Below are 22,192 nucleotides of genomic sequence, written 5' to 3' on the forward strand. Positions count from 1 at the left end.
TATCATGAAAGGAATAATCATCACAGCTATTGGTATGGTAACATTGGTATGTCTGCCAAATTTGCTTTGGGCGGGCGGGCTTGCGGAAAATATCGGTGGGCTGCATCAGGTACTTGACCAGGTGTACAAGGAGATGGTCCCCTTGTGTGCGGGACTGATCGATGTGGCAAGGGGGATCGCTGGCTTTGCGGCACTGTGGTATATCGCCAGCCGTGTCTGGCGCCAGATTGCCGCCGCCGAACCGATCGATTTCTATCCATTGTTGCGCCCATTTGCTCTCGGTCTTGCGATCGTACTGTTTCCGATGGTGCTCTCGGTATTCAATGGCATCCTACAGCCCACGGTACTGGCCACGCGTGGTATGGTAGCCGATAGTGACAGGACGATCAGGGCTTTGTTGCAGCGTAAGGAAGCGGAACTGAAAAAATCGACGAAATGGAAACTCTATGTCGGAGAGGACGGGGTGGGCAATCGTGCCGAATGGTACAAGTACACCTATCCGAAGGATGCCGATGGGACCGGGGAGGGCTGGATAGAATCGATCGGCAACGACATCAGGTTTTGGGCGGACCGTACGGACTATAAGGTAAGGCATAGTTTTAAGCAGTTCATGTCGGAGCTATTGGAACTGGTCTATCAGGCGGCGGCGCTCTGTATCAACACGCTTCGCACCTTCTTTCTGATCGTGATGGCCATTCTGGGGCCATTGGTCTTAGGGTTTGCGGTATTCGATGGCCTGCAGCATACGCTTTCGGTCTGGATCGCCCGCTACATCAATATCTTTTTGTGGCTGCCGATCGCCAACATTTTTGGGGCGATCTTGGGCAAGATCCAGCAGAATATGATCAAGCTGGATATTTCCGAGGTGGCCTCTGGTGGGGATACTTTCTTTTCGGCGACGGACATGGCCTACATGATTTTTTTGGTCATTGGGATCGTCGGGTATTTCTGTGTACCGACGGTGGCCAATTATGTGGTGCATGCTGGCGGCGGAAACTCAATCCTGATGAAAGTAAACAGTATGACTGCTGGCGGCGGGAAATGGGGAAGTGCTGCCAGTGGCATGACCGGGGGACTGATGGCCAGTGGTGCCAAAAGGGCTGGTGCAGCTGGCTGGGAAGGTACGAAGTCCGCGGGCGGAATGTTGGCCGACACCTTTGGCGACGGCAGTAGGCAGATGGGGGGGATGGCGGAAACTTCGGGCCAGGACTACTTCAAGGAAAAAATTAGTGGGGATAACAAAAAGTAAGATCATGTTTGCACATTTTAAAAATATAGATACGGCGTTCAGCCACATTAAACGGTTTAGCCTATTTCTGATTGTCGCCTGTGTAGCCATCTGTGGGATGGTGGTTTGGAAGTGCTTCGGAATGGTACGGGAAACGCAGGAAAGAATTTATATACTCGCAGGTAGTAAGGCAATAGAGGCCTTTAGTACGACCAGAAAGGATAACCTTCCTGTAGAATTGCGGGATCATATCAAGACCTTCCATCACTGGTTCTTCACGCTCGATCCAGATGACAAGGTCATTCGTTCCAATATCGGTAGGGCTTTGAATTTGGCCGATGAAAGTGCCCGGAAAGCGGACAATAACCTGAAAGAAAAAGGCTACTACAACAATGTGATCTCGGCCAATATTTCCCAATCGATCGAGGTGGATAGTATCAGGCTTGATCTCAATGTATATCCCTATCTATTCCGCTGCTATGCGACCCAGCAACTGTTGCGGTCAAGTTCCACCCTGAAAAGGAAACTAGTCACGCAGGGGGAAATCAGGAACGTTTCCAGATCGGATAACAATCCGCACGGATTTCTGATACAGCGCTGGGAGACTTTGGAAAATGTAGACCAACAGGTGGCGCGATGAGCTGGCAAAGAAATAAATCAGCTCGGCAATGGTTAGCTACGATTGCTGAAAGGTTAGATGTGGCTACTAGTTCGAGGAAACGGAAACTTGCAGACTGGTTAAATGATAGATGTAGGGATGTTCCAATTTGGAAAATGAAATGCTATCTCATTTTAATTGCTGCCTTGGTCTCGATGTACCTGGCCTATGTCGTCATCATGGCCTTTAACTAAATATTCATTCATAAATTTTAGATCATGGATCAACAAAAAGAAAAGAACAAAACCAGGTTCTGGCTTTTTCTGCCATTGCTATTATTGCCGTTTTTGGCACTGGGCTTCTATGCACTTGGTGGCGGTAATGGAAACAAATCGCGGACGCAGACCGCTAGCGGGATCAACGCCAACTTGCCAGATGCAACCTTCTCGAAGGATACGCTAAAGAACAAGACGGAATACTATGACCAGGCCGAGCGCAGATTATCAAAAACGGATAGCAATGGCATAAAGGACATTGCCGAAAAATTGGGTTTCAGCGGCATGTCTAATTCCGCTCATCAAGAAACGGGCGCGGTTAGTCAGACCGAGGAAATAGATAAGAGGATTGCCGCTATCCAAAGGGAAATTACCAGGCCGGAGCCTGCACCGGTCATGCAGCGAAGTAATACGGTTCGAAGGGAAGCAGCGGGCGGTATCAAAGATGACGTGGATCGATTGGAAAAATTGATGTCCACCATGCAACAGGGCAAAGGGGAAGACCAGGAGATGCTGCAGCTCAACCAGTTGATGCAGGGGATCTTGGATGTACAACATCCCGAAAGGGTTCTCCAGCGCCATGCGATGGAGAAATCACTTTATCCTGATAGCCAGTTCAAGGCTTTGCCTGCCTATATCGACGGAAACCAAAAAGTGGTGGATGGTGCCGCTGTAAGGCTGAAGCTGATAGATACCGTAGTGATCTCTGGTCTGACCTTACCAAAGGGGCAACAATTATTTGGGCTGTGCAGGTTATCTAATCAGCGATTGCTCTTGGATATCAAAAACGTGCGTTTGGGAAATGCAATTGTACCCGTAGACCTTACCGTATTCAGTTTGGATGGGATGGCAGGTATTGCAGCTCCCGAAGCGGTATTTACTGGAACGTTGAATGCAGGGACCGATAATGCAGTACGAGGTATTGGGATGGGTGGTTTTGACAGTTCCATAGAGATGCAAATGGCTACCGCCGGGATTGATGCTGCCAGGCAATTGGTATCGAGGAAGGTCAGAAAGGTCAAGGTTAAATTGAAAGCGGGAACGGTGGTGCTATTGAGGGACAACAAGCTAAAGCGTTAGCCATGTTGTTCAAACGTCAGGACTTTTTGATTGCTGTCCAACAGCTGTCGGTGGCATTGGTGCGCAATGCTGATTTTGTACTCTATCCCGAGGAGCTCAAGCTTTATGGATTCGAGGACATCAATACTGTGAGGGGCGAAAGCTGGGCAGAACTTTATGCGAACAGGTATCAGCTCAGCTATGTCCCTTTGGAACCTTTTCTGGAGAGAATGGTAAGGGACCTCGACCTGCGCAATTTGCCGCCACTGGTAGACACGGGCTATGCGCATGGGGATAGGTTTGAGGAGCGCTTGTATCAGCGGAAAATGCGCTTTGAGCGGCAGACCTTTATAGCGACAGTGGATCATTTGAGGGAAGCCAATAAAGCAGGGTTTGATCACGTGGCCTATCTGAGGACCGATCAGCTGCTGGGTTTCGATGATGTCATTGCGATAAGGGGGCAAAAGGAGGCCAGCGAATTTGCGGAGGCTAACCTAGCTTGGCGGGTGTTGCCCCTTGGTCCCTGTCTGAAGGCATTGGTGGCGGTACTACAAAATGAAAATCTTCCCGATATCGTCGATGCGGGATATTACCATAATCAACTTAATAACAGTTATATGAATTTAAAAAATTTAGAAAATCTCAAAGAAGAGATGAAGACACTCGGTTTTGCCGAACCGCTGATCGAGCAGATGGAGGAGCGCATGAAGGCGAACGAACCTGCTTTCAAATTGCTGGACAGGGTTGATGCCGCCAAGGGGGTGGTCGACCTAACCCTACATTTCAAACAATCGGGACAGTCGGATTTTTATTATCTGAACCGACTGGAGGCCCTGAACAATCAGGGCAAGGTGTTGGAGAATGGTGAAAAGTATGCGGTGTTGGTCATGGATGCCGAGGGAAAGATCAGTGCAGCAACACCGATGGATACTTTCGCCGAGGCGGTGGAGATGTTCAGGAAACAGGATGGTGATTTTGCCTTGGGCGTGATCAAGGACAGGGAAGTGGTTGCCGAACTTGCAACGATGGTGGCCGGTAAAGTCACCCATATCGATAATGCTATCAAGCGTGATTACTTTGCGCCGCCCTTGTCGCAGACTTTCTGGTTGGATCACGGAAAGGGCTTTAACCGCGAGCAGGCTGCGAATTTGGTGCAGGGCCGCGCGGTCTACCGTGATGACCTGTTGAGCAGGGAGGGCAAGCCTTATCAGGCTTGGATGCAGTTGGATACGGACAAGGTGAGGGATAACCACAATAACCTTGGTTATCGTCAGTTCACTGACGCCTATGGCTATGACGTTAAGGCACAGCTGGGGGAATACAAGATTGCTGAGATGGAAGATCCGAAAAAGGCCGCACAGTTGGAACAGGTACTAAAGAATGGGGGAAGGCCGTTGATTACAGTGGAGAAGGACGGCAAGCCCACGAAACTTTATCTGGAAACTTCGGTGCGCTATGGCAAGCTGAATTTCTATTCGGAAAATGGTAGGCCAGAAAAACGCGAACAGTTTTTGAAGCAAACAGGCTTTGATAAAACAGAACAATTGGAAAGCGGCAAGGCCAAAGCCAAGGGGAAAGTGGAGGAACAGGCGCAGGGAATGGGCGTATAGGACGTATTCGGGCGACGAAAAGTGATTTTTCGTCGCCCGAATTATTTGGGATTGTGCGACTAAGCTTTATATTCGCAGCATAATTTTATCAATCATTTAATTATCAACGTTTAAAACCAAAAGAAAATGGAAAAGTTCCAAAAAGTTAAGGAGTTGGTGGCATCGATCGAACAGGATGCAGAGAAGTTCTACAATAATGGCAACAGTGCCGCTGGTACACGTGTAAGAAAAGGTTTTCAAGAACTGAAAACTTTGGCGCAGGATATCCGTAACGAGGTGACCGCAAAGAAAAACGAAAAATAATATTGCCTAACCTGAGAATTAGGGAAGCCCGGCCATTTGGTCGGGCTTTTTTTTATCTTGCGCTTGGCCGTTGGGGCAGCTGTACATGGAAACTGCTTCCCTTTCCGGGCTGTGATTCTATCTTGAGCGTTCCGCCGAGCTTTTCGACCAGGTGGCCCACCAGCGGAAGACCGAATCCATAGCCCTTTTCCTCCACCGTGCCGAGCGTACTGTCAGAAATCCCAGAACGGAGCTGCTCCAGGCGCTGCTGGTCAATGCCGACCCCGGTGTCCGTAACGGTCATGTCCAACAGGTTCCTGTCGGGAGTTTCGATAAGGTCGAGCCCGACACTGATCTTTCCCTTTGCGGGTGTGAACTTGATGGCGTTGGAGATCAGGTTGCCGATGACCTGTAGGATCTTCTGCTTGGAAAAGATGATATGCTTGGCCTGTTCGTTGATGTTGACCTCAAGTGCGATGTCCTTATAGGTCGCCTGTGGCAGGTAGAGCTGTAGCAGCTTGTCCCTTAGGGCGTCAAGGTTAAGTTCATTTTCACTGATGGGGGCATGTTGTTCGTTCTGGCTGAGGATCTCGTCGGCCAGGTCCAGCAGTGACCTGCTGCCTGTATGGATCATTTTGATGAATTCAAGCACTTCTGCCAGGTCTGCCGATCGGCCCTGTTGGCTGATCATCTCCGATAGGCCGATGATGCCTGCCAGTGGTCCACGGATATCATGGGCCACCTTCTTGCTGGCCTGTCCGGCGTGGTTCAATCGGTGCTGCATATGCTCCAGGGTCTGGTAGCATTTGATACGGTTGACGATCTCATCGGCGATGATCTTGAGCAGCTCTACCTTTTCGGGGCTCAGGTTTTTCAGTCCCGTATCCAATACGCATAGGGCGCCGATGTTGATGCCCTGGTCCTGCAGCGGTATACCGAAGTAGTAGCGCAGGGAAAGCGGGTCGCCAACATAGAACTTGTCGCTGAAGCGTTCATCTGCCGAAAGGTCGGGGACTTCGAAGGACTGGTCCCCCATGATGGTATACTGGCATACGGATTCCTCCCTGTTCATCTGCTGCAGGTCCAGTCCGTGCGAACCTACGGTCCACTGTGTGTAGGCATCGATAAGGTTGATCAGGGAGATTTCTGTGCCGGCCACCTTGGCGGCCAAGAGGTTGAGGTCCTTCAGGCTTTCGTTTAGGCTGGTATAGTCAACATCGAGGGAGGCCAGGTGCATGAGCCTCTCTGGCTCATTGTGTGGTATCGGGGAAGTTATTGCTGCCATAAAATATGCTAAGTGACCAAATTCTGTAGGGCCGTGATGATGGCCGAAAGCTAAGATAATGATTTTGGTCTGCTTTTGACAGTAAGAAATTTTATTTGCTTTTCTAGGTGGGAAGGGCTGGTGTCTTTCTTCATTGGTCCATATGTTTTTGCCTGGTGCCCAATGCGATGTCTGTTCATGTCAGTATTCCCAATCCCGCTTGATCCTGATGACGTTCTCGATATACCTGTCGGTCATCACCAATAGGATTTTTCCGTTCTCCATTTCCAGCCAGCCATACTCGTAGCAGTAGTGGTAGCGGCCCTTTTTGGTCTCCAGGATGTTGGTGTAGTATTCGAAGTTGAATCCCTGGTCCATCAGCTCGCTCCGGGTAACGACCCTTGGCTCGTACTCGTAGACCCGCATCTTTGCGATGATGTTGCGGTTGCGCAGGAGATCCCGCGAGATCTGGTAGACGTGCCTGGGCTGTTCCTTTTTGAGTTTTTTCCGCTTGGTGCCGTTGGCCTGGTTACGGCAGGTGTCGTTGCAGTATTTTTTATCGGCCCTGCCGAAGAGGTCCTTTCCGCAATTCAGGCAGATGGGCTGAACGTCGTATCTGAGGGTTGCCATATATCTTCTTGTTGTACAGTATGATATCCGATGTAATAAACGTTTAAACCGTTTGTCTTGTTTTTCGACCGACTAATTCTTTATGGTCTTCGGAGGTTTGCACTGTACCAAAACGAAAAGGATATGCAAAACAATGTTCTGGCAACGGAGAGTTTTTCCTCCTCGGCCAAGCGCCATTATTTCCTGGACTTCAAGCTGGCCGCCAACCAAAGGAATTTCATACAGATCACCCGTAGCGAGGAGCAACAGGGTGGCGGTTACAGGCGTTCACAGGTGATCATCTACGAGAGCGACTTCCACCTGTTTTTCCAGGGACTATCCTCGCTGCTGCACCATGCCGCCCATTTGGACCTGCAGCAGCTGGACTTCAGCGCGCAGTGCGAGATGTTGCGGCAGAAGCGTGTCCGCGGGATCAAGTCCTGGGAGCCGGACATGAGGCCAAGGGAAAAGATGCTGGCCGGTGGGGCGGCAGTACTATCGGATGCGGAGCTGTTGGCACTATTGATCGGTTCGGGGACGGTGCGCGAGACAGCGGTCGATCTGGCCGCACGCATATTGGATAGCGTGGAAGGCAGCCTGGAGAAATTGTCCAGCTGCAATTACGGGGCGCTCGGCAGGTTTGCGGGCATGGGACTAGCCAAGTGCAGTGCCATCATTGCCGCCATGGAGCTATCCCGCAGGCTGGTGGAGCATCAGCTGGTCTCTGCGACCGGGTTTCTTGGAGCCTTTAAACAGTAGGATTTCCCTATGTGCCAGGGAAGTGTATGCGGTAATTTCTTTCCAAAGAAACGGACAAAAAGGCGGCGAATGTCGTGACCTCCGCTAGCTGCGTACGCATAATGGTCCCGATTGCATCGGGACCACCCTTCGGGACTTATAGTACTCCGCTAGCTTATAAGGTCACGGACTTCTTTGCTTTCTTTTTTTCCGTTTTTTCTTTTGAAAAGAATTCACGACTGAAAGGAAGCCAATTAACCAATTTTTTAATTAAAAGTTTAATGTAATGGAAATTACGGGAAGATTGACCGCTGATGCGGTTGTGAGAAATGTATCGGGGGATACTAAGGTAGTAGGTTTTACGGTGGCTGTGAACGACAGCTACAGGAGCGGGGACGAGCGCAGGGAGATTGCGACGTTCTTTGAATGCAGTTACTGGAGGAATTCGGGGGTTGCGGAGTACCTTAAAAAAGGCGACGTAGTGCAGGTGTTCGGACGTGTGGGGGTGCGTGCCTATGTGACCAAGGATGGCGAGGCGGCGGCGGCGCTGACGTTCCGTGTGTCGGAGGTGAAATTGTTCGGAGCCTCGCAGAAGCATGCCAAGGGCGTGGAGGTACTGCCCGAGCAGGTGCCTTCGGCAATGGAACAGGCAAGGGGCGAAGGTGGAACGGGCGACCTGCCTTTTTAATGGTCTCATTTTTAACTTAAATCTTAATGGTCATGGGACACAATTTGAATTACAACGAGGAGACAAAAAAGCATAGTTTCTTTTCCGTGAAAGAGAAGGCTTGGCATGGGCTGGGCACGGTGGTGGATAGTTATCCGACTTCGGCGGAGGCGCTAAGGTTTGCTGGGCTGGACTACACGGTGGTAAAGCGCCCACTGTTTACGATGGATAACCTGAACGAGGAGTTCAGGCAGGGCGAGCTCATGCGTGCGTATGCTGAGGTGGAGGTGCCGAATTTTTATGCGACCGTACGTACAGACACCGAGCAGGTATTGGGTGTAGTGGGGAAAGATTATGGCGTGGTGCAGAACATAGAGGCGTTTTCATTTTTCGATAGCATTGTTGGCGGTGGAGAGGGCATCCAGTACGAGACGGCTGGGGCACTGGGCAGGGGAGAAAGGATCTTCATCACTGCGAAACTCCCTTCCTATATCCGTGTGGGAAATGAAGACCTGATCGAACAATATATCTTTCTGACCACATCGCACGACGGGGGCGGGAGCATTACGGCGGCGTTTACGCCCGTAAGGATAGTGTGCAACAATACGCTTAATGCTGCAATGCGCAGCCAGCGGAATGTGGTGCGCATCCGACATTCCTCGGGTGCGGGCGAGCGCCTGAAGGTGGCGCACACGCTCATGGGCATCTCCAATGACCTTGCAGGGGAGATGGAATCTATCTTCAACCATTGGTCGAAGGTCAGGATCACCGACAAGGAAGTGAAAAAACTGGTGCAGCTGGCCATGGCACCCAATAAAGAGGTGCTGCAGAAATTGGAGAAGGGTGCTGATGACGAGCAGTCGAGCGTCTACCGCAACATGGTCGAGGAGGTTTATACCTATGCCATGGGCGACCCCGCCCAGCAGCTCGAGACTACCGCGGGCACGGTGTTCGGTGCGTATAATGCCGTGACGGGCTATTTCCAGAATGTCCGCAGGTTCAGGGACGGGGAGTCGAAGTTCAGGTCGATCATAGAGGGCACCGCCAAGCAGCGCGGACAGGCAGCCTTTGATCTGTGCCACGGCTTCGCTGCCGATGGCGAACTAAAATTAAGGTGATCATTTACGGGGCGGGAAGCCGCCCCTTTTTAAAATATAAAAGTATGAGCGTTTTATCAGAACATACCGAACGGAGGGCGATCTTGGAAATAGCGAAAAGTGTCCGCTATCTTGAAAATCTCGACCATCTTTTGATGGGCAGTGACGATGCCTTCGAGGCGCAGCTCGCCAAAAACCTGCTCAGGGGCATCATCGAATCCAATAATTATGAAGTGATCTATTCCAAGGAGATGGGCACACGGATAAGAAAGATGAAAAGCGACGGCGAAAAATAGTTAGTTGATAGGTTATAAAAAACAGTTGTTTATGAAACAGGAAATAGAAGTAAACGTCACCCTTACAATCGAGGGCGACGCAGCGCGCGACAGGTGCGAAATCAGCCAGTTTATAGGGATGCTCATCCCCAAGGAGTTCGAGTCGGAGGGCTTTTCACTGATGTACCACAAAATCCACAGGATATTGGAGGAGGGGGATATCTATTTTTCGTCACGTCCCTGCGGCTCAGCGGTCTGGCAGTTTGTAGAGGCGTATTATCCCGCCTATCACAGCAGCGGCGAGATCGCCGAAAACGACGATCTGAGCAAGATGCTCAGCGGGGAACTTACAGGGGATGCCGCCGTGCTCTTTTGGGGAACGTATGGCGGTGATCTGGGCAAAGTGCTTGCCGCCTACAACAGGTCGTGCAGGGAAGTCTATGAACGGGCAATCCTCGGCTATGTGGAAGATGAAGCTGAGACCATTTCGATCCGTTGGAGCGTGAAGGACGTGGAAGAGCGTGCAAAGGAAAATGGCTATCGGCTAAAGGCTGGCGAGGCGCTGAAGGTGCTGGAACTGCTGAAGGAAAGGCATGATTGCAATATCGGCATCACTTGGGATACCATAGACGATTACCTAAGCTATATCGTTCCCGATTCCTTGGAGGATGATGGCTTGCAATGGCGTACCCTCAGGTTTGCGGGCATTGAGTTTCTGTGCAGGGTCATTCCCGATATCGCAAACGGAGGTAAGGAACTGCTGGTCGCCCCCACTGAACTTGAAGGGCAGATGAAGAGAGGGGATACAGATGGTACAGCGCAATCGCTCGACGATGGTATTGCGTACTACGCAACCGAAGCGGAAATGAAGCTCGGCGACGACGAACTGTACCAGCTGATTTATGCCTGATACCGAAAAGTAAGACCCTAGGTCTACCTGCCGTAAAGGGTACAGTGGTTTATGCTGTACCCTTGCGGTATTTATTTGATAGTCGGTCGGCGACAGCGGAGCTGTCGCCCGAAGCCTCGCGTACTATCGTCCGCTCGGCTGGAGTTTTAAGTCATTATTGTAGATGAAGACAGCTATAATGAATTCAGACACTAATGGTTGATAGATGCGAAATATTTCTCACCTCTTTCCGTAATCGTAAAGTTGGGCCATTCGTCATGTCCATTACCGCCAACGGTAAGGTATCTTAAAATGATGAAATCCCATACCACCTCTCCCAGCCTCGCTTCATCAGCGTAGGATAGATGTTCTTGGTAAATAGCGTTCGAAGATTTTTCAAACCCCCGTCTGATTATCAGTTAATTGCATGATTGTAGGTCATTGGGGGCAAGTCCCCGGCAATAGTAATTGTCATTCCGATTTAAATTAGTTGCCAAAAATAATTACCAAAGACCACTTGAGTTGTCGTAACGCCCCTTGTTATGATACATGATAAAAATGCGGATAATAGGATAGGATTTTCATTAAAAAAAATTATCCAATTACCAACATTTATAGGCTTTGGCAAAAAGAGGGATCATTGGTGAGGCGATATGCCTACCAGTCTGTCTCTTCAGATAACTTTAGTTTTATTAGCACCTTTTGTTTTAAAATTGGGACGTTGAAAAACAGGCTCCTAATTTCAATGACCTTAAAATAAAACCCAATATCGTTCATGTTCGGATTTTCGCACTGAAGATATATTATTTCGTCGATTGACGGTATATGGGGTAGTACATCGTATTCCTTGGTATCTATTACATCTCCTTTGTAATAAAATTCAATCTCGAAAGGTTTTTTCATGTCTATGGTGTTTAGATTATATCAAGATAACATTTTTCTATTAGTTTTTAGTATTAGGCTGGTTATTCTGCACCCAAATTAGTTTCAATCTTAGCGAGAGAAGTCTCTTACGGGGAGTGGTTTTGAAAACCTAGATGTTAGAAATAGTCTTGGTTGAAACCTAAATCTGCAGGAAAATTGCAAACTGCAGGTTCATAATCAATCGAATAGCTTAAATTTGTTTTATCATGAAAAATCTAATTTTGTTTTTCCTGACCTGCTTCATTGCGACAATGACCTTTCTAGGTGGTCTATCGATGAAAAACCCTTTGCCTGCATTTCTGGTAGGTTTTGGGGTATGGATGCTTTTTCTTTATAGAATAGCCCGCAAATAATTTTATTGTACTAGCCAAAATTTGTTTTTATCTGTTAACGATAATTTGCATGTCCGTGTTAATTCAGATGAGACTTATATAAAGTCCTTGTTAGATGGATGCTATCAGAATTTTAAATGGTATCGCAAGAACTTTAGCTAATGAAAGTGGCATAGGAAATTATGTACTTTAGAAACAAGAGGTATTTAGTACCACTAAATTTTGGATTCCGTCAATAGTGAGTAGGGGTCAGTAGAATTGGATTTTCCATTTTATGGTAGATTTTATTTTTTTGTATTCATCCAGTTATTATTCTTGGGATGTTAAATCTACTTTTCACTACGGTCTAACCAAAATTATTTCAGTTTATCCTTGTCTTTTAAAATCAAAACCCAATCATTTTTATCTCCTTTTGTAGGGCTGGTTAAGCTTGTTGATTGAAACTTGGAATAAGCTTGCCATTTGGTGAATTCTCCATTACGAGGATTATACCAGCGTAATTTTTTGAACTGATGTGCCTTTAGAGTAATAGTTCCGCCTTTGGGCAAATAAATAAGCGAGTGTTTCATCGTAGAAGAAGCCACTATATGCAGACTGTCGATTGCACTGTTCTCTGCCAAAATATAATTGTCGGGTTTTAGTTCATTAAAAGGTATAGTTTTAAATAACTTGATAAGATGCTGTAGCTGTACGGCTCCGGGTCTTTGTAGGCTTTCTTTCCAATCCGTTATACAGGGAATAACAAATGATGAGTTTTTTTCGAACATCTGCCAAACAGCATTATGTCCGTAGGTAAATCCACAGGCACCAGCCAATATATTTCTGTAGGCGGCTAACCTTACATCATAATCTCCGAAAAAGCCCAGTTTAAAATGTGCAGTATCTTTTAGGGAGTTGTCATTATTCAATATAGTTTTGTGAACTTTGAATTCTGTATCGAAATTCATATAATTCCAAAACGCCACGGGAATGTCTTCATAGCAGGGTTCTGCATCTAAAAAGGGTTTTGTGGGTGTCTTATCATAATCTTTTTTCGCAAAATGGTAAACTTCCATGTGTTTTTTTGCATGTCCTGTTTGGTAAATATTAAAATCTAGCCAAGGTTCGTTATGAAAGAAATCAGAAGATGATTGTTCGCCAGCAGGGTGATAGGTAATAAGGTGCCTACCTCCGTCTCCCTCCGTTAAACCTTTCGCCATTGCCCTCCATATTTCTATCGATTCTTCAATAGGGTTTCTATCGCCACCTAAAATCCACACCACATTGTCGTTCTTATATCGTTTACCGAGAAATCTTCCATAGAAATAGGCATTGGTCTTGTTAAATATAATAGGTCCGTTTCCTAAACGATCCGAAATAACCTTATCGCCCCAGGTAGGCAAGATGGCCATTACCAAATTGAGCTTGTTAGCTTTTCTAATTACCTCATCTACATGTCTAAAATAGGGCTCGTTGGGTTTGTTTGGATCTAAATTAATAAAAGGTACATCGCCATTGGCATTAGGTTTTTTAAGACCATCGTCTTCCGCCAATAAGGTGGCCTGTATTACCGAAAAGCCCTGTGCTGCCCTTGTTCTTAGATAATAATCCGAATCATTTATATTTAATTTATGGAACAGTTCCCAAGCAGTATCACCTAGCCAAAAAAAAGGCTTGCCATTTTCATCGGTTAAATACCTTTGATTACTGCTGATTTTTAGATTTTGAGCATATAATACATTGGATAAAACGAGAGAAACCAATACAAAAAGAATATATTTCATTTTTATGATGATGTAATTTAAGCATCAATTTATAATACTTTTTTAGTTTATATGCAAAATAGACAAGTAAACATAAGCTTGGGCTATAAAAGTATAGATTGAGTGGCGTTCAGGGATAATTATCTCCACACTTTGGTTAAAAAAGTATGAGCAGCTTAATGTGGTTTCTAATAAATTTGATATTATCAAACTTCTTTTAAATTGAAATAACTGTATCAGATGAGATATATACTATTCTTTCTTGTTTTTGTTTGTGTTAATGATAGTTCAGCAGGTATTAGACTTCCCAAGCTGTTTGGTAATGGGATGGTGTTACAGAGAGACGAGCCTATAAAAATTTGGGGCTGGGCAAACCCTAACGAAAAAGTAACGGTAAGTTTTAAGTTTCAGCAGAAAACTGTTAAAGCCGCTATAAACGGTACATGGCAATTATTTCTGGCTAAAGAACCTGCCGGTGGCCCCTATCAATTAATAATAAGAGGAGGTAAGGAAGGCATTAGCATAGATGATGTGCTTTTGGGTGATGTTTGGGTATGCTCTGGTCAATCTAACATGGAATTTGCCGTAAGCAGCTCTTTAAATGCAAAAGAGGAAATTGAAAATGCCAGTTTTCCTTTAATAAGACATATAGAAATTCCTAAAGCAATGGCCTATCATCCAAAAGATGATTTGGATAGGACAGTACAATGGAAACAGGCCAATTCGGAAAATGTGGGTAGGTTTACCGCAGTGGGCTATTTTTACGCGAAAGCCTTGCAAGAAAAACTAAATATCCCCATTGGGCTTATCCATACTTCATGGGGAGGTACAGATATAGAAACTTGGATAAGCAGAAGCGCATTGGAAACAAGCAATCTTTTTACAGCCGATAATATGGCTCGCAAAAATGTAGACCTAGAGCAACTGATTAAGCAACGGAAAATTGATATTATCGGAAGTATGCAAAAAAAACAAGACGGCTTTCCTAAGGATGCACTTGTAAAAACATTTCAAAACACTGCTTTTGATGATTCTAAATGGCCACTCATTAAATTGCCAGGGTTGTGGGAACAATCTATAGAAAATTTTGATGGTGTGGTGTGGTTCCGTAAAACAATAATCTTATCGGCAGATTACGTGAGTGGGGCAGGTTTGTTAGAATTGGCTAGGATAGACGATTCTGACGAAACCTATGTAAATGGTATTAAAGTAGGTGGCCTTAAGGATAAATATAGCGATAAGCGTACCTATCCCATATCGGCAGGTATTTTAAAACAGGGCGAAAATGTGATAGCCATTAGGGTAGAAGATACAGGTGGTGGCGGTGGTATATACGGAACGCCAGATGAGATAAAACTTACCATCGGAGATAATATGATATCACTTGCCGGCAACTGGAAATATCAAGTAGAAAGTGTCTTCGAAAATTCGTCTTCTAATACAGGAAATATAGGCAACCCTAACGATTATCCTACACTTTTGTTTAATGCAATGATTTATCCCCTAACTAAGTTTGCTATAAAAGGCGTCATCTGGTATCAGGGAGAAAACAATGCAAATCGGGCCTATCAATATCGTACAACTTTCCCTTTGCTCATTAACGATTGGCGTACACACTGGAATCTTGGAATATTTCCTTTCTACTATGTACAGTTGGCCAGCTGGAGAGGTGCTAACGGAAATAGCAATGCCGGTAGCTCGTGGGCAGAGCTGCGTGAGGCACAATCGCTTACACAATCCACGACAAATACCGGAATGGCAATAACCATTGATATTGGGGAAACAAATGATATCCACCCTAAAAATAAGCAAGACGTAGGAAAACGTTTGGCGGCTATTGCGCTAAACAAAACATACGACAAGAAAAATGTTTTCTCTGGACCTGTACTGGATAACTATACTATTAAAGCAGATAGTGTAATTATTGCCTATAAAAATGTTGAAAATGGCCTACTAATAAAAGATAAGTATGGATATGTTAAAGGATTTGAGTTAGCAGGGGCCGATAAAAAGTTTCATTACGCGATGGCCAATGTAACCCACAACAAAATTATATTATCTAGTAAAAAGGTTAAAAAACCAATAGCCATAAGATATGCATGGGCCGACAACCCTAACGATGCAAACGTATTTAATAAGGAAGGTTTTCCAGCAGTTCCCTTCCGTACGGATGATTGGGAAGTGACTACACGACATGTGAAGTACTCTATCAAATAGTTTTTATAATAACAATAATATGTTTACAGCCTAATTAAATATAGACTATCTATATGTTGAAAATTACGGTCTAAAAAAACTACTTATTTTTTAAGTACGGGAAAAACTTCAATACTATACATATCTAAATATTTAATTTACGTTTTTGTACGTGTTTTGGACAAAAAAGTATTATCGCTTATACTAACAAATTCCCAATTTTGATACACAATGTCTTAACGCACTAAGTTTGAAATTGTTTCTGCATTATTCTACAGGTAAAGAAAAGGGCAGGAGATATTGTAAACGAATTAGAAATTTATTCGTGAAAGTAGGATTAGTTTTCTCATCGAATAAAAAATTAAGTATACTAACCAATATATTAAACCAAATTTAAATGAAAGTATGTCGTAACTTTTTTTACCCTTTTCGTTCATTAGAAAGTGGTGAAAAATCGAAATTTTCTATATGGAGAAGGAATTGTAGAAAGCCTCCATATCTATCAAGGAAAATTCATCTTTTAATTGTGGCCTTATCTTTTTGTTTTCTCGGCGTTAATGCACAAACAGGGATTTCAATAACAGGAACAGTTAAAGATTTCAATAATCATGTGTTGCCTGGTGTTAGTGTCAAGATAAAGGGCACTAGTACTGCCACAGTTACCGATACAAAAGGAGCATATCAAATTCAAGCTAAAGACTCTGAGAGTATTCTAATATTCGCTTTTCTTGGAATGGATCCAAAAGAAGTTAAGGTCGGTAGTAATAAAGTTATCAATGTATCTCTGAATGAATCAAGATCTTTATTAAACCAGGTCGTGGTTATAGGTTATGGAGAAACAACCAGAAAGGATTTAACGGGCGCCATTGGTCAAGTTAACATTACCGATTTACAAAAAGCACCTGTTAAATCATTTGATGAGGCACTTGCAGGACGTGTTGCAGGTGTATCTGTAGGTACTAATGATGGCCAGCCTGGCTCAAACACCAACATTGTAATAAGAGGAACCGGAACATTAACCCAAAATCCAACACCTTTATATGTAATTGATGGTTTCCCAACCGAAGATGCTAATAGTAATTCTATTAATCCTTCAGACATAGAATCTATGGAGGTATTAAAAGATGCGTCTGCAACAGCTATCTATGGTGCCAGAGGAGCAAATGGTGTGATTATCATCACCACTAAAAAAGGTAAGGCCGGAGCGCCGGTAATTACCTATAACGGCTACGCCGGATTTTCGGAAAATCCAAAACCAATAGCCCTAATGAACGCCTATGAGTTTGTAAAATATCAGGCCGAATTAGAGCCTGTATATGCACAGAATGCTTATCTGAATGCAATGCCATTGGAAGACTACCGCAATGTGCCCACCATTGATATCCAAGACCAGATTTACAAAAGCGCAGCAACCCAAAATCATGAATTTTCATTGAGAGGTGGAAACACAACTACAACCTATGCAGTTTCTGGAAATGTGCTAGATCAAGATGGTATTATTATCAATTCTGGATTTAGACGTTATCAAGGTAGGATCAGTTTAGACCACAAAGTGAACAAATGGGTGCAGGTAGGTACAAACTTAAATTACGCAGCAACAAAAACCTTTGGAACCATTGCTACAGAAACAGCTTATAAATACACTTATAGTAGTTTAGCTTTAATGTATAATGTTTGGGGCTTTAGACCTGTAGCAGGTGCTGGAGAGCAAATAATAGAAGAACTGTTTGATCCATTAGCTGTTGCCGGAGACTTTCGCGTAAACCCTATCATTTCGGCAAAAAATGAACTAAGAGAAACTAAGGTGAACAGTTTGAATGCAAATGCATGGGCACAGTTTAAAATTTTACCAGAATTAACTTTCAGAGTATCTGGCGGAGTTGCTAGTACGATGGTAAATAGAAACATTTTTTTCAATTCGTTAACAGCCCAAGGAAATTTTCGCAGGGTAGAAGGGGTAAATGGCTCTGTTGTATTTAATCCTATCAATACATGGTCAAACGAAAATATCTTAACCTATCAAAAAATATTTAATAAAGCACACAATGTAAATATTGTTGGCGGGTTTACCATGCAGCACCAAACCAATAAATATTATGGTTTAGAAGCACAACAGGTAATTAACGAACAGCTAGGACTAGATGGATTAGACGAGGCATTAACCAATATCAATTTCTCAAATGGCTCACTTTGGTCCATGGCATCTTTTCTTGGGCGTGTGAGGTACAACTATAAATCCAAGTACTATTTTACCGCTTCGTTCCGTAACGATGGTTCTTCCAAATTTGCTCCTGGAAAACGTTGGGCATTTTTTCCTTCGGCAGATGCCTCTTGGAGAATGAAGGAAGAAGACTTTTTTAAAAATATTAATGTCATATCGGATGCCAAGCTTCGTGTGAGCTATGGGGCATCAGGAAACAATAGGGTGTCAGATTTTCCATACATCACTCAGTTGTCGCTTCCGCGTTTTGGTGGTTATTCTTTCAATAATGCCGCCCCTACACGTGGCGCATTGTTAACAGCTTATGGTAATCCAGATTTGAGATGGGAAACTACTGTACAGGCAAATATTGGTTATGACCTATCCTTATTCAAGTCTAGATTGAACATTACTGCAGATGTATATAGAAAAACAACAAAAGACCTATTGATAGAAGCAAACTTGCCATATTCCACCGGATTGTACAATATATACAACAGAGCTACCGCTTTTAAGAATATTGGTAAGTTGAGAAACCAAGGTCTAGAATTGACCATTAACACAGTGAATATCGATAAGCCAAATTTCAAATGGACATCCAATTTTAATATCAGCTTTAACCAGAATAAGATACTGGAACTATATGAAGATATTTCATCTATCACTAGTCAGGTTGCTTTTGATAGCGATTTTAGCAGTGTCCCTTCATATATTTCACCTGTGGGCAAATCTGCGGGTAACATGTATGGCCTAGTTTGGGATGGTGTTTATCAATATTCTGATTTTGACAACATTGCAGGTGTATGGCAATTAAAAAGCCACATAACCACCAACGGGCAAACAAATGTACGGCCTGGAGATATTAAATATAAAGATTTAAATGGCGACCTCAAGATTGATATTGCAGATTTTACCGTAATAGGACGTGGTTTGCCAATTCATACAGGTGGTTTTACCAATAATTTCTCTTACAAAGGATTCGATTTAAACATATTGTTTCAATGGTCTTATGGTAATGATATTATAAATGCAAATCGTTTATTGTTTGAAGGTAATGCTAAGAGATTAAGGGCCTTGAACCAATATGCAACTTATGCAGATAGATGGCAGCCCGATAATCCTAGTAATACACTTTTCGCTACCGGAGGGCAAAGAGATGCATACTTTTCTAGTAGGGTGGTTGAAGATGGTTCGTTCTTAAGATTAAAGACTGTAGCATTGGGCTATAATTTTGAACAAGATTTGGTTAAAAGGCTAAAACTAAAAACCTTAAGGGCCCATTTTTCGGCACAGAACATCTTTACTTGGACCAAGTACTCTGGCTCAAATCCAGATGTTTCGACCAGACATTCTGTACTTACGCCAGGATTTGATTTTGCATCATATCCATTGGCAAGAACAATAATTTTCGGATTAAGCACCTCATTATAAATAGTATACAATGAAAAAGAACTTAATATTATTAGCAGTTGTGTTACTATGTAGTACATCTTGCAAGAAATTTTTAGATACCAAACCCACAGATTTTATCACCCCAGAATACAACACTATAGCCCAATTGGAAACGGGTTTAGCGGGTGTTTATGATGTATTGGGAACTGTTTATCAAGATGTATATCCTTATTGGCTAAATGCTACTTCAGACTTAAGTTTAGAAAGATCTGGATCTTCTAATAGTACAGTTTATGTTTATAGTCCAGCTGATATAAGGATAACTGATCTATGGAGGCAATTATATCAAGGTATATATAGAGCCAATAATATTCTTGCTGTGGTAGATAATCCGGCACTTGACGAAAAATCTAGAAACAGAATAAAAGGTGAAACGCTGTTTTTAAGAGCATATTTCAACTTTTTGTTGGTAAGTAATTATGGTGATATACCACTATTGTTAACATCAAATCCATCAATTACAGAGCTAAATACACCCCAAACTCCCCAAAAAGATGTTTATGATGCGATTGTAAAAGATATGATTACAGCTGAGGGTTATGTAGATGCCGCAGGAACAGGTGTAGCAACATTTGGTGGTAGAGTATCGAAATCTGCAGTACAGGGTATCTTAGCACGTGTATATCTTAAAATGGCGGGCTATCCCTTAAATGGAGGAATACCAATGTATAAAGAAGCATTAAATTGGGGCTTAAAAGTGAAAAGCTCGGGAAGTCATGAGCTGGAAGCAGACTATCGTGAAGTATTTAAACGCTATGCTAGAGATCAATATGATATTAAGGAAAGTATCTGGGAAGTAGAATACTATGGTAACGGTACAGGAGGGTTGCAAGAATATAGTTATGTAACAGGAGGTCGTTTTGGCATTCTTTGTGTAGATCAAAGCAAAGGCAATAGTTCAGGGCTAATTTTTGCTACGAGAAAACTCTATAACCTGTACAAAGAAAGTGCAGAAAGTACACTTCCTATCAAATCTTCTTATGACATTAGACGTGATTGGAACATTGCTCCCTATCATTGGGGTTCGGGAACCACAGCCGTTTATACCGCCAATTCCGACCTTCACAGAAGATATGCAGGCAAATGGAGACGCGAATATGAAACTCTCACTCCCAAAGGAAATAATGTTACTGGTGAGAATTTTCCGTTGTTAAGATATTCGGACGTATTGTTGATGATAGCAGAAGCTGAAAATGCAGTAAATGGTCCAGCAAATGCGGCTCAGTATGTTAACGAGGTAAGAAGAAGAGGATTTGGGATTCTATATGGTAATACCGTTAAATCTATTACAGTTACAAATGGAGGAACAGGCTATACTTCGGTTCCAACAGTAACGGTGGGCGGTACGCAAATAACAGCTACGGCTACAATAGCAGCTGGTGCTGTTACAGCTATAAATATTACTGATTATGGGCAGATAACCAAAACAAATGGTTATGCTGCACCCCCAACTATAACCATTACAGGAGGTGGCGGCACTGGTGCAGTTGCGGCAGCAGTTTTAACACAAAATGCAGATGCAGATTTAACTGCTGGAGACATTGCTTCTCCCGGGGCCATGTTAATAGCCATAAAAAATGAGCGTGCTAAAGAGTTATGTTTTGAAAGCTTGCGGAGATCCGATTTAATTAGGTGGGGTAATTTTGTAAATGATATCAAACAGTATGCAATAGATGCTAGAGCTATTGGCGCAATTGATGGAATGGTAGCTTGGACCAATAATGTTACAGCAAGGTCAGTTTTGTTTCCTATTCCTATCTATGATATCACGTTGAACAAAGCATTGGTACAAAACCCAGGATATTAATCAACTAAATAATTATATTCCAATGAAGAAATTATATATCATTTTACTGGCATGTATTGTATTATCATGCAGTAAAGAAATGGAAGTAAATGAGCCTAAATTTGAGGTAACAACTGAAAAACTTACCTATAAAGTAGGAGAGCCTATAAATTTCAATTTTACCGGAACGGTAGAGAATATTACATTTTATTCTGGTTTGCCCGGGGCCGATTATACCTTTAAAGATAGGACCGAATTGGAAGGAGGTACACCCCAAATCAGTTTAAACACCCAATATGGTGGAGGAGGAACACAAATCAACTCTCTAAAGCTGATGGTTACAACAGAACTTACGGCACTAACTAAAGAAGCTGTAATAGCCGCCGACTGGACTGATATCACATCTAGAGCTACAATTACTACAAATACTACTGTGGTGCCATCGGGAACTATGAATTTATCAGATATTGCCAAGCCTGGTAAGCCCTTATATTTTGCCTTAAAATTTGTAGGAGCACAAGACCCTACAAAAGCAGCAGGTAATTGGATTATTCCTGCATTTAATGCATCCACTCTGTTAACCGATGGAACAATTTTGCCTATCGCCAACCTACAAAATGCTGGCTGGTTAGCTTTTTCTATTAAAAACGATGCCAATAGCTGGACTGCAAGAGGTAACCCTATTGCGGATTTAGTAGTTATAGGAGGTGGTCCAAATGCGCCAGAAAGTGAAGATTGGTTTATTACGAAACCACTTTTCTTTACAAAGGTTGCCCCAGATAAAGGTTTAGCAATCCAATATATTAGCAGTAACACGCTAAGCAGCTACAAGTTTGCAGGATATACACAGCCTGGAAAATATAAAGTAGCTTTTGTGGCATCAAATGCAAATGCCGATGGTCAGAAATCGATTGTGAGGCAAATAGAAATTACAGTAACGCCATAGCTAAAAGTAATAATGGAGCAAAG

General features: G+C 43.7%; 18 protein-coding genes. 14 read left to right on the forward strand and 4 right to left on the reverse strand.

Annotation, left to right across the window (positions count from 1 at the left end; genetic code table 11):
• Positions 1 to 4: 4 nt before the first annotated feature.
• The 5 genes from traJ (at position 5) to AC23ME_RS20665 (ending at position 5,073) form a co-directional block, all read left to right on the forward strand.
• Complete coding sequence (gene traJ, locus AC23ME_RS20645; protein ID WP_487729629.1) at positions 5 to 1,249, forward strand: conjugative transposon protein TraJ; 1,245 nt, start codon at positions 5 to 7, stop codon at positions 1,247 to 1,249.
• Positions 1,250 to 1,253: 4 nt separating this feature from the next.
• Complete coding sequence (gene traK, locus AC23ME_RS20650; protein ID WP_487729630.1) at positions 1,254 to 1,868, forward strand: conjugative transposon protein TraK; 615 nt, start codon at positions 1,254 to 1,256, stop codon at positions 1,866 to 1,868.
• A 236-nt stretch (positions 1,869 to 2,104) separates the two neighbouring features.
• The gene (gene traM, locus AC23ME_RS20655; RefSeq protein ID WP_487729631.1) at positions 2,105 to 3,181 is read left to right on the forward strand and encodes a conjugative transposon protein TraM; all 1,077 of its coding nucleotides are present in this window, start codon (positions 2,105 to 2,107) and stop codon (positions 3,179 to 3,181) included.
• Between the two features lie 2 nt (positions 3,182 to 3,183).
• Positions 3,184 to 4,770: a hypothetical protein gene (locus tag AC23ME_RS20660; RefSeq protein WP_487729632.1), complete on the forward strand. Its 1,587-nt coding sequence runs from the start codon at positions 3,184 to 3,186 to the stop codon at positions 4,768 to 4,770.
• 126 nt (positions 4,771 to 4,896) lie between these two features.
• Positions 4,897 to 5,073, forward strand: coding sequence for a histone H1 (locus AC23ME_RS20665; RefSeq protein ID WP_487729633.1), 177 nt, complete (start codon positions 4,897 to 4,899; stop codon positions 5,071 to 5,073).
• Positions 5,074 to 5,125: 52 nt separating this feature from the next.
• On the opposite strand, the gene AC23ME_RS20670 is transcribed toward AC23ME_RS20665, so the two are convergent.
• Positions 5,126 to 6,337 (reverse strand): GAF domain-containing sensor histidine kinase, encoded by a 1,212-nt coding sequence (locus tag AC23ME_RS20670; RefSeq protein ID WP_487729634.1) that lies wholly within the window; start codon positions 6,335 to 6,337, stop codon positions 5,126 to 5,128.
• Between the two features lie 180 nt (positions 6,338 to 6,517).
• Positions 6,518 to 6,946, reverse strand: a complete 429-nt coding sequence (locus tag AC23ME_RS20675; RefSeq protein WP_487729635.1) for a hypothetical protein — start codon at positions 6,944 to 6,946, stop codon at positions 6,518 to 6,520.
• 123 nt (positions 6,947 to 7,069) lie between these two features.
• Here AC23ME_RS20675 and AC23ME_RS20680 point away from each other — a divergent pair, with 123 nt between their 5' ends.
• The 5 genes from AC23ME_RS20680 (at position 7,070) to AC23ME_RS20700 (ending at position 10,612) form a co-directional block, all read left to right on the forward strand.
• The gene (locus AC23ME_RS20680; RefSeq protein ID WP_487729636.1) at positions 7,070 to 7,684 is read left to right on the forward strand and encodes a UPF0758 domain-containing protein; all 615 of its coding nucleotides are present in this window, start codon (positions 7,070 to 7,072) and stop codon (positions 7,682 to 7,684) included.
• A 265-nt stretch (positions 7,685 to 7,949) separates the two neighbouring features.
• The gene (locus AC23ME_RS20685; RefSeq protein ID WP_487729637.1) at positions 7,950 to 8,351 is read left to right on the forward strand and encodes a single-stranded DNA-binding protein; all 402 of its coding nucleotides are present in this window, start codon (positions 7,950 to 7,952) and stop codon (positions 8,349 to 8,351) included.
• Positions 8,352 to 8,383: 32 nt separating this feature from the next.
• Positions 8,384 to 9,448 carry a DUF932 domain-containing protein gene (locus tag AC23ME_RS20690; RefSeq protein ID WP_487729638.1) on the forward strand — a complete coding sequence of 355 codons (1,065 nt, stop codon included), beginning with the start codon at positions 8,384 to 8,386 and terminating at the stop codon, positions 9,446 to 9,448.
• A 44-nt stretch (positions 9,449 to 9,492) separates the two neighbouring features.
• Positions 9,493 to 9,723 (forward strand): hypothetical protein, encoded by a 231-nt coding sequence (locus AC23ME_RS20695; RefSeq protein WP_487729639.1) that lies wholly within the window; start codon positions 9,493 to 9,495, stop codon positions 9,721 to 9,723.
• Positions 9,724 to 9,754: 31 nt separating this feature from the next.
• Positions 9,755 to 10,612, forward strand: a complete 858-nt coding sequence (locus AC23ME_RS20700; protein WP_487729640.1) for a hypothetical protein — start codon at positions 9,755 to 9,757, stop codon at positions 10,610 to 10,612.
• Between the two features lie 636 nt (positions 10,613 to 11,248).
• On the opposite strand, the gene AC23ME_RS20705 is transcribed toward AC23ME_RS20700, so the two are convergent.
• A complete protein-coding gene (locus tag AC23ME_RS20705; protein WP_487729641.1) occupies positions 11,249 to 11,494 on the reverse strand; it encodes a hypothetical protein in 246 nt (81 codons plus the stop codon).
• Positions 11,495 to 12,203: 709 nt separating this feature from the next.
• Positions 12,204 to 13,610, reverse strand: coding sequence for a glycoside hydrolase family 140 protein (locus AC23ME_RS20710; protein WP_463211557.1), 1,407 nt, complete (start codon positions 13,608 to 13,610; stop codon positions 12,204 to 12,206).
• A 219-nt stretch (positions 13,611 to 13,829) separates the two neighbouring features.
• On the opposite strand from AC23ME_RS20710, the gene AC23ME_RS20715 reads away from it, so the two are divergent.
• The 4 genes from AC23ME_RS20715 (at position 13,830) to AC23ME_RS20730 (ending at position 22,169) form a co-directional block, all read left to right on the forward strand.
• Entirely contained in the window at positions 13,830 to 15,806 is a 1,977-nt protein-coding gene (locus AC23ME_RS20715; protein ID WP_463211559.1) for a sialate O-acetylesterase, read from the forward strand.
• Between the two features lie 505 nt (positions 15,807 to 16,311).
• Positions 16,312 to 19,416 (forward strand): SusC/RagA family TonB-linked outer membrane protein, encoded by a 3,105-nt coding sequence (locus AC23ME_RS20720; RefSeq protein WP_463211561.1) that lies wholly within the window; start codon positions 16,312 to 16,314, stop codon positions 19,414 to 19,416.
• 10 nt (positions 19,417 to 19,426) lie between these two features.
• The gene (locus tag AC23ME_RS20725; protein ID WP_487729642.1) at positions 19,427 to 21,244 is read left to right on the forward strand and encodes a RagB/SusD family nutrient uptake outer membrane protein; all 1,818 of its coding nucleotides are present in this window, start codon (positions 19,427 to 19,429) and stop codon (positions 21,242 to 21,244) included.
• Between the two features lie 22 nt (positions 21,245 to 21,266).
• A complete protein-coding gene (locus tag AC23ME_RS20730) occupies positions 21,267 to 22,169 on the forward strand; it encodes a DUF5017 domain-containing protein (protein WP_487729643.1) in 903 nt (300 codons plus the stop codon).
• Positions 22,170 to 22,192 lie beyond the last annotated feature (23 nt).

This window comes from Pedobacter sp. T50_32 (assembly GCF_057652195.1).

Excerpts from the sequence above, each read along its gene's own strand:
- traJ (WP_487729629.1), top strand. The coding sequence starts at position 5 with ATGAAAGGAATAATCATCACAGCTATTGGTATGGTAACATTGGTATGT.
- traK (WP_487729630.1), top strand. The coding sequence starts at position 1,254 with ATGTTTGCACATTTTAAAAATATAGATACGGCGTTCAGCCACATTAAA.
- traM (WP_487729631.1), top strand. The coding sequence starts at position 2,105 with ATGGATCAACAAAAAGAAAAGAACAAAACCAGGTTCTGGCTTTTTCTG.
- AC23ME_RS20660 (WP_487729632.1), top strand. The coding sequence starts at position 3,184 with ATGTTGTTCAAACGTCAGGACTTTTTGATTGCTGTCCAACAGCTGTCG.
- AC23ME_RS20665 (WP_487729633.1), top strand. The coding sequence starts at position 4,897 with ATGGAAAAGTTCCAAAAAGTTAAGGAGTTGGTGGCATCGATCGAACAG.
- AC23ME_RS20670 (WP_487729634.1), bottom strand. The coding sequence starts at position 6,337 with ATGGCAGCAATAACTTCCCCGATACCACACAATGAGCCAGAGAGGCTC.
- AC23ME_RS20675 (WP_487729635.1), bottom strand. The coding sequence starts at position 6,946 with ATGGCAACCCTCAGATACGACGTTCAGCCCATCTGCCTGAATTGCGGA.
- AC23ME_RS20680 (WP_487729636.1), top strand. The coding sequence starts at position 7,070 with ATGCAAAACAATGTTCTGGCAACGGAGAGTTTTTCCTCCTCGGCCAAG.
- AC23ME_RS20685 (WP_487729637.1), top strand. The coding sequence starts at position 7,950 with ATGGAAATTACGGGAAGATTGACCGCTGATGCGGTTGTGAGAAATGTA.
- AC23ME_RS20690 (WP_487729638.1), top strand. The coding sequence starts at position 8,384 with ATGGGACACAATTTGAATTACAACGAGGAGACAAAAAAGCATAGTTTC.
- AC23ME_RS20695 (WP_487729639.1), top strand. The coding sequence starts at position 9,493 with ATGAGCGTTTTATCAGAACATACCGAACGGAGGGCGATCTTGGAAATA.
- AC23ME_RS20700 (WP_487729640.1), top strand. The coding sequence starts at position 9,755 with ATGAAACAGGAAATAGAAGTAAACGTCACCCTTACAATCGAGGGCGAC.
- AC23ME_RS20705 (WP_487729641.1), bottom strand. The coding sequence starts at position 11,494 with ATGAAAAAACCTTTCGAGATTGAATTTTATTACAAAGGAGATGTAATA.
- AC23ME_RS20710 (WP_463211557.1), bottom strand. The coding sequence starts at position 13,610 with ATGAAATATATTCTTTTTGTATTGGTTTCTCTCGTTTTATCCAATGTA.
- AC23ME_RS20715 (WP_463211559.1), top strand. The coding sequence starts at position 13,830 with ATGAGATATATACTATTCTTTCTTGTTTTTGTTTGTGTTAATGATAGT.
- AC23ME_RS20725 (WP_487729642.1), top strand. The coding sequence starts at position 19,427 with ATGAAAAAGAACTTAATATTATTAGCAGTTGTGTTACTATGTAGTACA.
- AC23ME_RS20730 (WP_487729643.1), top strand. The coding sequence starts at position 21,267 with ATGAAGAAATTATATATCATTTTACTGGCATGTATTGTATTATCATGC.